The sequence below is a fragment of the Citrobacter sp. BDA59-3 genome (genome assembly GCF_015167655.1).
Lineage (GTDB): Bacteria > Pseudomonadota > Gammaproteobacteria > Enterobacterales > Enterobacteriaceae > Phytobacter > Phytobacter diazotrophicus.
Window position 1 is genome coordinate 5,127,119 of the sequence record NZ_CP063427.1, and the last position, 12,613, is coordinate 5,139,731.

General features: G+C 54.8%; 13 protein-coding genes. 8 read left to right on the forward strand and 5 right to left on the reverse strand.

The annotated features are described in order from the left end of the window. Positions 1-92: 92 nt before the first annotated feature. The 3 genes from IP582_RS24165 to IP582_RS24175 form a co-directional block, all read right to left on the reverse strand. Positions 93-524: an organic hydroperoxide resistance protein gene (locus IP582_RS24165; RefSeq protein WP_193794647.1), complete on the reverse strand. Its 432-nt coding sequence runs from the start codon at positions 522-524 to the stop codon at positions 93-95. 136 nt (positions 525-660) lie between these two features. After that, positions 661-1,863, reverse strand: coding sequence for an MFS transporter (locus tag IP582_RS24170; protein ID WP_039080194.1), 1,203 nt, complete (start codon positions 1,861-1,863; stop codon positions 661-663). Between the two features lie 244 nt (positions 1,864-2,107). Then, on the reverse strand, positions 2,108-2,797 hold the full coding sequence (locus IP582_RS24175; protein ID WP_039080193.1) for an autotransporter domain-containing protein: 690 nt from the start codon (positions 2,795-2,797) through the stop codon (positions 2,108-2,110). A gap of 160 nt (positions 2,798-2,957) precedes the next feature. Between IP582_RS24175 and tag the strand changes: the two genes are divergently transcribed. After that, positions 2,958-3,539 (forward strand): DNA-3-methyladenine glycosylase I, encoded by a 582-nt coding sequence (gene tag, locus IP582_RS24180; RefSeq protein WP_193794648.1) that lies wholly within the window; start codon positions 2,958-2,960, stop codon positions 3,537-3,539. Beyond that, positions 3,517-3,963: an N-acetyltransferase gene (locus IP582_RS24185; protein ID WP_039080191.1), complete on the forward strand. Its 447-nt coding sequence runs from the start codon at positions 3,517-3,519 to the stop codon at positions 3,961-3,963. The genes tag and IP582_RS24185 overlap by 23 nt, the downstream gene beginning before the upstream one ends. Here IP582_RS24185 and IP582_RS24190 read toward each other — a convergent pair. Beyond that, the gene (locus IP582_RS24190) at positions 3,926-6,205 is read right to left on the reverse strand and encodes a molybdopterin guanine dinucleotide-containing S/N-oxide reductase (protein WP_255520057.1); all 2,280 of its coding nucleotides are present in this window, start codon (positions 6,203-6,205) and stop codon (positions 3,926-3,928) included. The two genes, IP582_RS24185 and IP582_RS24190, sit on opposite strands and share 38 nt — an antisense overlap. Positions 6,206-6,268: 63 nt before the next feature. Here IP582_RS24190 and IP582_RS24195 point away from each other — a divergent pair, with 63 nt between their 5' ends. From IP582_RS24195 to ghrB, 6 genes are all read left to right on the forward strand, one after another. Beyond that, positions 6,269-6,559, forward strand: coding sequence for a hypothetical protein (locus tag IP582_RS24195; protein ID WP_146158920.1), 291 nt, complete (start codon positions 6,269-6,271; stop codon positions 6,557-6,559). Then, a complete protein-coding gene (locus tag IP582_RS24200) occupies positions 6,471-7,487 on the forward strand; it encodes a substrate-binding domain-containing protein (RefSeq protein ID WP_108700468.1) in 1,017 nt (338 codons plus the stop codon). Before IP582_RS24195 ends, IP582_RS24200 begins: the two co-directional genes overlap by 89 nt. A gap of 112 nt (positions 7,488-7,599) precedes the next feature. Further along, positions 7,600-8,349, forward strand: a complete 750-nt coding sequence (locus tag IP582_RS24205; RefSeq protein ID WP_193794650.1) for a sugar phosphate isomerase/epimerase — start codon at positions 7,600-7,602, stop codon at positions 8,347-8,349. Between the two features lie 4 nt (positions 8,350-8,353). Then, entirely contained in the window at positions 8,354-9,292 is a 939-nt protein-coding gene (locus IP582_RS24210; RefSeq protein ID WP_193794651.1) for a sugar kinase, read from the forward strand. Between the two features lie 177 nt (positions 9,293-9,469). After that, a complete protein-coding gene (locus IP582_RS24215; protein ID WP_039080186.1) occupies positions 9,470-10,750 on the forward strand; it encodes an MFS transporter in 1,281 nt (426 codons plus the stop codon). Between the two features lie 20 nt (positions 10,751-10,770). Continuing rightward, positions 10,771-11,745 carry a glyoxylate/hydroxypyruvate reductase GhrB gene (gene ghrB, locus IP582_RS24220; protein ID WP_193794652.1) on the forward strand — a complete coding sequence of 325 codons (975 nt, stop codon included), beginning with the start codon at positions 10,771-10,773 and terminating at the stop codon, positions 11,743-11,745. Positions 11,746-11,810: 65 nt separating this feature from the next. On the opposite strand, the gene IP582_RS24225 is transcribed toward ghrB, so the two are convergent. Then, positions 11,811-12,521, reverse strand: a complete 711-nt coding sequence (locus tag IP582_RS24225; RefSeq protein ID WP_193794653.1) for a DUF3053 domain-containing protein — start codon at positions 12,519-12,521, stop codon at positions 11,811-11,813. Positions 12,522-12,613 lie beyond the last annotated feature (92 nt).

Genomic DNA, 12,613 nt, shown 5'->3' on the forward strand with positions numbered 1-12,613 from the left:
GAAAAGAAAAAGTGTCTGTCCGGAGTGTGATCCGGTCATACATTTACAAAATTATATAACCGAAAACACACTATCTGACACCTGAATAGTATTCAGGCAGTGATTACGTTCAGCTTAACGTCAATATTGCCGCGGGTCGCATTGGAATAAGGGCACACAATGTGGGCTTTTTTCACCAATTCCTGTGCTATCTGATGATCCATTCCCGGCAGGTGAATATCCAGTTGCGCTTCAATACCAAACCCGGTCGGCAAAGGGCCAATGCCCACGGTGCCTTCAATATAAGCCTCTTGCGGTAGGCGTTGTTTTTCTACCGACGCGATATGTTTTAACGCTCCGAGAAAACAGGCCGAATACCCGGCGGCGAACAGTTGTTCCGGGTTCGTCACCTCCCCGCCAGCTCCCCCCATCTCTTTTGGCACGCCCAGTTTCACATCCAGAACGCCATCGGAAGAGATGGCTCTGCCGTCACGGCCTCCGGTGGCTTTCGCCTTCGCCCGATACACCACTTTTTCTAACGACATGTGCAACTCCTTCTGTTGGAAGACCTGCCATTAAGAATAGTCGTTGTCAGGGGAGCCTCAGAAAAGCCCGCACGTAAGGGTAATAAAAAACCGCCGACAGTTTATGTCGGCGGTTTTTTGTAAAGCAGAGGAAGAATCAGGCATGTGCTGGTTTATACACGCTGCGCTGCGGCTGACGGATGGTCGTGGAAAGTGCCAGGGAGACAATCAGGAGCGCGAAGATGACGCAGAAAGTGACATAGAAACCGCCAAACAGCGAAGCGATAATCGAACCACAAATACTGCCAATACCAAAACCTAAGTAAATCACACCGTAGTTTTTCGCGAGGTTGTTCAGACCAAAGAACTCGCTGACCAGCGATGGGAACACGGTAATGGTGCCGCCGAAATTGAACGCTACGCAGGCTATCGCCGCGAAAAAGGAAACCGCATTCAGTGGCGCAAACAGCAGGGCAGCCATGCCAACCAGTGAAATCACCTGCCCAATGGTAATAACGCGGATGCGGGCGATTTTATCGGAAAGAATGCCCAGCACCAGGCGACCGGTGAGGTTCGCAATAGAGATCACGGTGACCGCATTGGCGGCCGTTGCCACATCAAGATGCACCATGCCCTGCGCAATATCTTTCGCTACGCCAATCACATACAGGCCACTCATGCAGGCGGTCAGGAACATTACGGCTAACATCCAGTATTGCGGTTTACGCATGGACTGCGCCAGCGTGAAGTCGTTTTCCACCACACCATTGACCGCACCCACTTTTTGTTGCGGAGCGTCAGTCATCAGCATCGCGCCGCAGACAATCATCACCAGCACCATCGCCCCCCAGATCATGAAGGTCTGTTCCAGGCCAACGGTGGCCAACAGGTGGCTGTCGATAAATTTAAAACCCAGGCTGCCCAGGCCATAAGCCCCGATGGCGAAGGCGGAAATCAGCCCTTTACGTTCCGGGAACCATTTCACACAGTTGGAAAGGGTGAGCAGGTAACCAGCACCATCCGCCAGCCCCACAAGTACACCCGCACTTAGCCACAGCATCGTCAGGTTGTTGGAGTGGGCGGTCAGGAAAAAGCCGATACCCAACAGCACGCCAGACGCTATGGTCACCCGTTTTACGCCAAAACGTTCCTGCAGTTTCCCGGCGATGGAGGAGGATAACGCCAGCCCCAGGCTTAACAAACCAAATGAAAACGCAACCTGGCTTACCGGCTCGCCCAGCTTGTCTGCCAGCGCGCTATTAAACAGGCTCCAGGTATAAACAGATCCCAACGCAAATTGTGTGATGATGGTGCCAGCCAGCGTCAGCCAGCGTGTGCGATTCAAGGATGATGTATTCATGGCAGTTGTCCTGCAGAGAAAATTATGGGAATTCACTGCGGACAACAATAACGAAGCGCATTTCATGCCAGGGCTAAAAAGGCATGAAATGCAGTAAGCGGGGAATGAAATGCACATATGCAGGAATGAATGACATTTCGAAACACAGACTCACCTCATTTTCTCAGGTGAGTTAGTACATACTATCGATACAGAGCGCGTGTCTATTGTTTCTTAATTGTGATCACTTTGTATTAAATGATCTTTAAAAACGGGCGCTGACGCCCATGCTGTAGAGATAATTCGGCCCGGTGAGCGAGTTTTCCGACTGCGACATTGAGGCATAAGCGGCGAAATGTTGATTAAGCAGCATATCGGCACCGACAGACACATCCAGCCAGTTGCCGTACTGGTTCGCCGCGGTCAGGCGACTCAGCCCGGATTGTGATTTCCAGACGTTTTCACCGAACTGTTGGTTGTAACTAATTTGCGCCCATGGACGAAAGTCACCAATATGGCTATCCACGCGCCATCCCAGGGAACTGACGGTCGCGTGCCAGAGCGGATCGCTGTATTGCGACGTGGTCGCGCTGTCGCCATATTCATTGTACATTGACGTCGTAGAGCCATCGTAATGCCAGACGGCCACCGGGCCGGTCATCACATTGCCTGTGAGTGGAATATTCAGGCCAATACTCATAGTGCTGACGGCATCCATCGGCGTTTTATCTGGCAGATTAAAGGCAACACCAGGCCCACTCTGCGCCGAGCGAATGCGTTCTTCCAGGATATCGTTATAACGTGGCTGGTGATCGCTATCCCATGTATAGCGTTGCGGCATATTATTTTGCGAATCGATCGCGATATATTCTTGTTGCCAGGCAAATGCAGCATGGCTAAAAAGCAGACAAGCAGGCACTACCGCTATCAAACGGCCACTGTTTTTTATTTTCATCAATGCGACTCCACAAAAGAGCCAAAACGGCGTATTTGTTATCGTTTTTGTTGGGCAAAAGGCGAGGGTAGATATCCCTTACCTAACTATTGTCTTTTTAGCTGTCGCGTCAAGCCTGCAACTTACATAATTTTGATCAACATCAGCAACGGAGAAGGATATGCAGCGTTGTGGTTGGGTGACTCAAGACCCCCTTTATCTTGCTTATCACGATAAAGAATGGGGCGTACCGCAAACAGACAGTAAAAAATTGTTTGAGATGATTTGCCTTGAAGGACAACAGGCAGGTTTATCATGGATTACGGTACTCAAAAAACGCGAAAATTACCGTAATGCCTTTCATCAGTTCGATCCTGAAAAAGTGGCCGCGATGGGGCCAGAGGATGTCGAACGCCTGATGCTGGATGCCGGGATTATTCGCCATCGCGGCAAAATTGAGGCGATTATCGGTAATGCCCGCGCCTTGCTTGCCATGGAACAAAATGGCGAGCCTTTCGCCCCGTTTGTCTGGTCGTTTGTTGAAAACGAGCCGCAGGTTACCCAGGCCGCCACACTCAGCGACATTCCCACCTCAACGCCCACGTCCGACGCCCTGTCAAAGGCGCTAAAAAAACGCGGCTTCAAATTTGTCGGCACCACCATCTGCTACTCCTTTATGCAAGCTTGCGGTCTGGTTAATGACCATATTACGGACTGTTTTTGTCATCCCGGAGGTCGGCATGATCCGAGAGTGGCACAGTAAAGATTTGTCTCCTCTGTTGAGCCTGTGGCTTGAAAGCACCACCTATGCGCACCCGTTTATTGCGGCAACCTACTGGCAAGACAGCGAGATGCTGGTGCGGGAAGTGTATCTCCCGTCGGCCCGCACCTGGGTCTGGGAGGAAGAAGGCAAGCTGTACGGTTTTATAAGCGTAATGGACTCGCAGTATATCGGGGCGTTGTTCGTCTGCCCGAAGGCGCTGCGCAAAGGGATCGGCACCGCACTGCTTGATCACGTCAAGCAGTGCTTTAATGCCTTAAGCCTGGAGGTGTACCAGAAAAACGAGCGGGCGGTGAATTTCTATCACGCGCAGGGCTTTCGCATAGAGGACAGCGCCTGGCAGGAAGAGACGCAGCACCCGACCTGGATTATGAACTGGCAGGCGGATCAAACGCCGTCAGCGTAAGCGCCGGACCGCTGTATTTTTCCATCCATACCAGTGCGGTATTCCCCGCACAGCCATTCCCCAGCTTTGAGCTGGGGAGATCTTTTGTCAGCACGTTAACCGCGCCGTTTTTACAGATCCCCCCTTCGGCACGCTCAAGGTCCGGCCAGGCGCCCTGGTGAATACAGATCACTCCGGGCTTGATCCCTTCGCTGACCACGGCGCCTGCCAGCACCTGTCCGCGTTGGTTCCAGACACGCACCAGATCGCCATCAGCGATGCCGCGCGCTTTCGCGTCGCTCGGATGCAACGTCACCGGTTCGCGCCCCGCCACCGCATACTGCTCGCGAAGTGATGAATAGTTAAGCTGGCTGTGCAGACGATGCGCCGGGTGAGCAGAAAGGAGTTGCAACTGCTCCGGTCGTGCATTACCGTGCCATTCATCCGGCTCAAGCCACATCGGATGCGGCGGGCAGTCGGCATAACCAAAACCGGCAATGCGCGCCGAGTAAATTTCGATTTTACCACTGTCGGTTTTGAGCGGATGCGCCTGCGGGTCACGCCGGAAATCAGCGAAGCGTACAAAGCGGGCATTCTCTTCGCTTTCTGGCATTTCAATCAGGGCATTCGCTTCCCAGAACTCGGCAAACGGCGGCAGGGTAACGCCCTGCGGGGCACCACGCTGCGCCGCGATATTGTAGAAGGTTTCCAGCCATTCGAGGTCGCTTTTACCTTCGGTAAAGCGCTCACGCCCGCCCGCTTCCCAACGCTCGCTGAGATCGGCGAACACCTCGAAATCGTCACGCGCTTCATCGCGCGGGGGCACCACTCGCTTCATCGGCACCAGATGCTGGTTACTGTAGTCGCCCGTCATGGTCATATCGTTACGTTCAAACGACGTGGTGGCAGGCAGGACAATATCCGCGTGTTTTGCCGCTGCGGTCCAGAAACACTCGGAAATGACGACCAGCTCCGGCTTCTGCCAGGCGCGAATCAGCCGGTTCGTGTCCTGATGGTGGGTAAAGTTGGCGCCACCCGCCCACCAGATAAATTTAATATCCGGGAAGTGCCGATCCATACCATTGTGCTGGTAGAAGGCTCCCGGTTTTTCCAGCGCTTCAATAATGCGCGCCACGGGGATTTTTTCGACCGCCTCAATGCCGTCTTTAACGCACCCCTGCATGGAGGCCAGTACCGCCGCCCGGCGCGTAGGATTTCCGCCATTGGCAAAATGATACGACAGGCCAAAGCCGCCGCCGGGGATCCCAATCTGGCCCAGCATCGCCGCCAGGGTCACCAGCATCCAGTGTTTCTGCTCGCCAAACTGCTGGCGCTGCATTCCCCAGCCGGACATCAACATCGTGATGTTTTCGTGGAAAAGTTTTGCCAGTTCACGAATTTTCGCCGCAGGAATGCCGCAAATATCTGCCGCCCACTCTGCCGTTTTCGCCACGCCGTCGCTTTTCCCGGTCAGGTAATCCGCAAAGACGCTATAGCCTTGCGTACAACGCGCCAGGAATGCCTCATCCTGCCAGCCGTTTTCTACCAGCGTATGGGCGATACCGAGCATCATCGCCACATCAGTTCCCATGTGCGGCGCTAACCACTCCATGCTGTCGCCAAAAAAATCGACGGTCTCCGATCGCATCGGATCGATGCAGATCAGCCTTTTGCCGCTTTTGCGTAAGGCATCGAAATAGCCGATACCCTGCTCATCCGAGGCATTCCAGGCAATTTTCAGCGTATTCAGCGGGTTGGCGCTCCACAGCACCACCACATCGCTATGCTCCAGCACCAGCGGCCAGCTAGTTTGCTGCTGATACACCTCGTTGCCGCCGACCACGTACGGCATGATCGCCTGCGCAGCACCAGTGGAGTAGTCCCCCAGATGGCCGGTATAGCCACCAGCAAGGCTCATATAACGCTGCAACAGAGTCGCCGCTTTGTGCAACACACCGTTCGAGCGCCAGCCATACGATCCGGCGAAAATGGATGCCGGGCCATGTTCGTCGCGAATGCGTTTGTGCTGCTGATGGATGAGGGCAAGGGCATCATCCCAGGAGACACGGACGAATTCATCCTCGCCGCGAACGCCCTGCGGGCTGTCCGGAGATGCCAGAAAGCCTTTACGGACCATAGGAAAGCGGACACGAGTTTTACTGTGGACCTGGTCGCGCACCACCGTTTGCAGCGAGTTGGGGTGGTTCGTGGGAAGCGCCCCGCGCGATGACAGCACCGTTTCGCCGTCGGTTTCGACCAACATCGGCCCCCAGTGGGCTGCCGTAAGAACTGTTTTAACTGCAGAGTTTGCCAAAGCGCGCTCCTGATGCATGCAGGTGGCGACAGCGTCGTTTCGCTGTCTTATGAAATAATGGATGTCGCGCTCTATCATCCACATGCGCGGCAAATTGGCAAAGAATTAAACGGCATGATGGCCACGCAGAAGGCGATAAGCGGGATGTTCCCCCTTGCCAGTGCGGATTTTCGCGCTATCGTGTGGTCTCACAACTACCGCGAGGGAAGCATTTATGGCGAAAACGACGCGCCCGACCATCAGCGATGTCGCGAAAGCGGCAAAAACGGGCAAAACCAGCATTTCACGCTATCTGAATGGTGAAAAACATCTCCTGTCGGATGCCTTGCTGGCGCGAATTGAACATGCCATTGCCGAACTCGATTATCGCCCCAGCCTGATGGCGCGCAACCTCAAGCACGGGCGCACTCGCCTGATTGGTCTCATTATTGCCGATATCACGAACCCCTATTCCGTACATGTGCTAAGCGGGATCGAAGCGGCCTGCCGGGAAAAGGGCTTCACCCCACTGGTCTGTAATACCAACAACGAAGTCGATCAGGAGCTGCACTACCTGGACCTGCTGCGTAGCTATCAGGTAGAAGGCATCGTGGTGAACGCGGTGGGGATGCGCGAAGAGGGGCTAAACCGTTTGCAGCAATCGTCCCTGCCCATGGTGTTGATTGACCGTAAGATCCCCGATTTCGCCTGTGACGTCGTGGGGTTAGATAACACCCAGGCTGCCACCACCGCTACGGAACACCTGATTGAACAAGGCTTTGAAGCCTTGCTGTTCCTCAGCGAACCGCTGGGCACGGTGAATACGCGGCGGGAACGCCTGGATGCCTTTCGAACCACGCTAGCCCGCTACCCCGGCGTGGTGGCTGAAAACGCAGAAACGCCGTTACACGAAGCCAGCCAGATCGATAACGCCCTGCGCCAGTTCCACTCCCGCCACCGTGGAATGCGCAAAGCGGTGATCTCTGCCAATGGCGCATTGACGCTGCAAGTTGCCCGCTCGCTGAAACGCATTGGCCTGCACTGGGGTAGCGATATTGGCCTGCTCGGCTTTGATGAGCTGGAATGGGCTGAGCTGGCAGGGGTCGGTATAACTACCCTTAAACAACCGACCTGGCAAATTGGTTATGCCGCGGTAGAACAAGTGGTTGAGCGTATCGAAGGCAACAGCGATACCGTCCGCGAGCGGGTCTTTTCCGGGGAGCTCATCGTGCGCGGTTCAACTGCACGATAATTAACCTTCGTGATGACGATCATAAATTCGATGCACTGTGCTTTTCTTTGGAACCGGTTCCATCTAGCGTTACAGACAAGCAAATTGTCTTTAACTCCTGGGAAGCCGGAAGATGAAAAGAAAAATCATCGTTGTCACCGCCGCCTATGGCAGCGAACAAATTAAGGCGATGGGCGGCCAGCAGGCCGTCCTGCCGCTGATTGCCAACGCAGGTGCAGACGGCGTGGAGATACGCCGCGAACTGTTAAACGATCAGGAATTGAAAAACCTCTCTACTCTGGCCGCCACCATTGAAGACCACCGTTTACTGGCCTGTTACTCCGCGCCATACGCGCTGTGCCTGCAAGATGGTTCTCTGAACCCGCACTTGCCTGCCCTGCTTGAAGAAGCGCGCACGCTCAAGGCACTGTGGCTCAAGGTCTCCCTTGGTCATTATCAGCGTAAAGACGTGCTGGAAACCCTACGCGGCTGGCTTGCAGAGAGCGGCATGGCGCTGGTGGTAGAAAACGATCAGACCGAATGCGGACAACTGGCGCCGATGCAGCGCTTTAAAGCCGCCTGCAATGTACTGGCGCTGCCGGTGACGCTCACCTTCGATACCGGCAACTGGGTGTGGGTCGGCGAGTCGCCGGAAGCGGCAGCGCATCTTCTGGCCCCCGCAGTGAGCTATATTCATGTGAAGGCTGCCATTCCACACCATGAGAATTATCGCGCCGTCGCACCCGATAAAGCCGATGAACGCTGGCTTGCCCTGTTAAAGCAGCTACCGCCCGATGCCCCGCGTGGGATTGAATTTCCACTTAAAGGCGACGACCTGACCGCCGTCACCCGTCACTACGTCGAATTGTTACGTGAGGAGTAACGCCATGCATAACTCGCTTGATGTCATCACGATTGGCGAAGCCATGGCCATGTTTGTCGCCACCGAAACCGGCGAACTTGCCGATGCAGAACATTTTGTGAAGCGCGTTGCGGGCGCGGAGCTGAACGTGGCGACGGGTCTGGCGCGGCTGGGAATGAATGTCTGCTGGATCAGCCGCGTAGGCGATGACAGTTTTGGACGTTTTGTTCTTAACTCGCTGAAAAAAGAGAATATTGACACCCGCGGCGTCACCGTTGATGGACGCTTCGCAACGGGCTATCAGCTAAAATCGAAAGCCGAAAATGGAACCGATCCCATTGTAGAGTATTTCCGTAAAGGATCGGCGGCAAGCCACCTTTCAACAGATGATTTTCACGCCGCAGCCTTCAACGAAGCGCGCCACCTACATTTGAGTGGCGTGGCGGCAGCGCTCTCTTCGACATCCTATGAACTGCTGGAACATGCGGCAGCGGCCATGAAAGCTCAGGGCAAGACCATCTCTTTCGACCCGAATCTGCGCCCGGTGCTGTGGAAAAGCGAAGCAGAGATGATAGAGAAACTTAACCGCCTCGCTTTCCAGGCCGACTGGGTGTTACCGGGGCTGAAAGAGGGCGCGATCCTGACCGGACAGCAATCGCCAGAAGGCATCGCTGATTTTTACCTGCAACGCGGCGTTAAAGCCGTGGTGATTAAAACCGGCCCGGATGGCGCCTGGTATAAAACCGCCAGCGGCGAGCAAGGCGCGGTCGCTCCCGTGAAAGTGGATAACGTGGTCGATACCGTCGGCGCCGGAGATGGTTTCGCCGTCGGTGTGATTAGCGCTCTGCTGGAAGGCAAGACGCTGCAACAGGCCGTTCAGCGCGGCAACAAGATTGGCTCGCTTGCCATTCAGGTGCTTGGGGATAGCGAGGGGCTGCCCACACGTGAAGGACTGGGTGAATGATTCCCCTCACCCCTTCCCTCTCCCACAGGGAGAGGGAGAAGAACATCGCAGCGGACTTATCCCCTCTCCCTTGAGGGAGAGGGTTAGGGTGAGGGGGTAAACCCATCACTAAAAGTAACAAAGCCACCCTGGACCCTACAAACAGGCGGCGCAAACCTCAACCATAGAGGCAACATTATGAAAAGCTCGACAAATGCAGCAAAACGCTGGCTTTACATCATGCCGATTGTTTTCATCACTTACAGTCTGGCCTACCTCGACCGGGCGAACTTTAGCTTCGCCTCCGCCGCCGGGATCAACGACGACTTAGGTATTACCAAAGGGGTCTCCTCTCTGCTTGGCGCACTGTTCTTTCTGGGCTATTTCTTCTTCCAGATCCCCGGCGCGATTTATGCGGAACGCCGCAGTGTTCGCAAACTGATTTTTGTCTGCCTGATCCTGTGGGGCGGCTGCGCGTCACTGACCGGGATGGTCACCAATATCCCGATGCTCGCCGCCATTCGTTTTATTCTCGGCGTGGTAGAAGCCGCAGTCATGCCCGCCATGCTGATTTATATCAGCAGTTGGTTTACCAAATCGGAACGGTCACGTGCCAACACCTTCCTGATCCTCGGTAACCCGGTCACCGTGTTGTGGATGTCTGTGGTCTCTGGTTACTTGATTCAGGCGCTCGGCTGGCGCGAGATGTTCATCATTGAAGGGGTTCCTGCCATCATCTGGGCTTTTGCCTGGTGGATGCTGGTCCGCGACAAACCCGCTCAGGTTGGCTGGCTGTCAGAGGACGAAAAATCTGCCCTGCAAACACAGTTGGATCAGGAACAGCAAGGCATCAAAGCTGTGCGTAATTACGGCGAAGCCTTCCGCTCCCGTAACGTTATCCTGCTGTGTATGCAATATTTTGCCTGGAGTATTGGTGTTTACGGTTTCGTACTGTGGCTGCCGTCCATCATCCGTAACGGCGGGGCCAATCTCGGTATGGTCGAAGTGGGCTGGCTCTCATCCGTTCCGTACCTGGCTGCGACCATAGCGATGATTCTGGCCTCCTGGGCATCGGATAAGCTGCAAAACCGTAAGCTGTTCGTCTGGCCACTGTTGCTAATTGGCGGCTTCGCGTTTATTGGCTCCTGGGCAGTTGGGGCAAACCATTTCTGGGCCTCTTACACCCTACTGGTGATCGCCGGTGCTGCCATGTACGCCCCCTACGGCCCGTTCTTTGCGATCATTCCCGAAATGCTGCCGCGTAACGTTGCGGGCGGTGCCATGGCGCTTATTAACAGCATGGGCGCGCTCGGCTCGTTCTTCGGTTCCTGGTTTGTTGGCTACCTCAATGGCGCAACGGGCAGCCCGGCCGCCTCGTACATTTTTATGGGGGTGGCACTTTTTGCATCTGTATGGCTTACTTTAATTGTGAAGCCTGCTAACGATAAAACAATTCCAGCGGGCGCTCGTCACGCCTGAATCTTAACGAGGGAGAACCCATGAAGCCGTCCATCATCCTGTACAAAGCATTGCCTGATGATCTGAAACGTCGTCTGGAAGAGCATTTCACCGTCACGCAGGTGGCTAACCTGCGCCCGGAGACGGTGGAGCAACACGCCGACGCGTTCGCTAGTGCCGAGGGCCTGCTGGGTTCCAGTGAAAAGGTGGACGCTTCATTGCTGGCAAAGATGCCGAAACTGCGCGCCGCATCGACCATTTCAGTGGGTTACGACACCTTTGATGTGGACGCGCTGAATGCAAAAAATATTCTGCTGATGCACACCCCGACCGTGCTGACCGAAACTGTGGCCGATACCATCATGGCGCTGGTACTGAGTTCCGCACGTCGGGTGGTGGAAGTGGCGGAGCGAGTGAAGAAAGGCGAATGGACCAGGGGCATTGGTCCGGACTGGTTTGGCGTTGACGTCCACCACAAAACGCTTGGCATCGTGGGGATGGGGCGCATCGGCCTGGCGCTGGCGCAACGTGCGCACTTTGGTTTCGGTATGCCGATTCTCTATAACGCACGCCGCCAGCATCAGGAAGCGGAAAGCCGTTTCCAGGCCCGCTACTGCGATCTGGATACGCTGCTTAAAGAGTCTGACTATGTGGTTCTCGTCCTGCCGTACACCCAGGAAACACATCACCTGATCAACGCAGAGAAATTCGCCATCATGAAATCATCGGCGATTTTCGTCAACGCGGGTCGCGGTTCGGTTGTCGATGAGAAAGCCCTCATTGAGGCGCTGAAAAAAGGCGAGATTCATGCAGCCGGTCTGGATGTGTTTGAGAAGGAACCTTTACCGGTAGACTCCCCTCTGCTGACGTTACCCAACGTAGTGGCACTGCCGCATATTGGTTCTGCCACTCACGAAACACGCTACGGTATGGCCGCCTGCGCGGTGGATAACCTCATTGATGCGCTGAATGGCAACGTCGAGAAAAACTGCGTTAACCCGCAGGTTTTAAAATAAGTTTTTTCCGGCAGAAATAAAAAAGAGGCGATTATCTCGCCTCTTTTTTATTATGGGTTCCACGCTTACTGCGTCGCATTCACCGTGGCAGTCCAGGCTTGCATAAACGCCTGATGCTGAGCCGCCAGCGGCCCAATCAGTGCATTATACTGGCTGGCCTGCTGTGAGGTCGGGAACTGGATGCCATTGGCAACAAAGCTCACCTGCGTACCCTGCTGAGCAATAAAATCACCCACCTGCACCAGTTGCTGCGTGAAAGTCTGTGCCGCCGGGATCAGGGGTTGCAGCGCGTTAGCCGGAGCAGTGACCACTTTCGAATACACCTGCTCGAAGACCGGTTTCAGGTCATCCGCCTGTTTCAGCCCCGCGTGAGCTGTATCAGCCTGCACTTTCGCATTCTGCAATTGTTGACTCAGCACGCCGAGAGAACCATTGGCCTGACGCAGCGGTTCACGCTGAGTCATATAATCCTGCGGTACGCGAATCGCGTTCACGCTATCCACCACCGGACGCAGACCGGAATCCATCGCCTGGTTCACCTGCTGAGAATAACCATACAGAATGGCGTAATCAGAGACGAACGGTCCAAACTGTTTTTTCTGGTCGGCCGTCAGCGCGGGAAGACGTTCACTGCTACGCATCGCCGTATTTTGCAGGAAATCGATGAATGCCTTGCGCTGATCGCCTTCTTTATCAAAACACCCACTCAGGCCAACTACCATTAACAACGCCGCAAGAGGCGCAAACCAGCGAGAGCAGGACTTACCTGTCGCCATTTTAATACTCCTTTCACCCAAAAATGCGCACAACGAAACACGCGTGCCTGACGGCTTACAAGGATAGTCCAGGTCGGCGTCTCAGGATACCC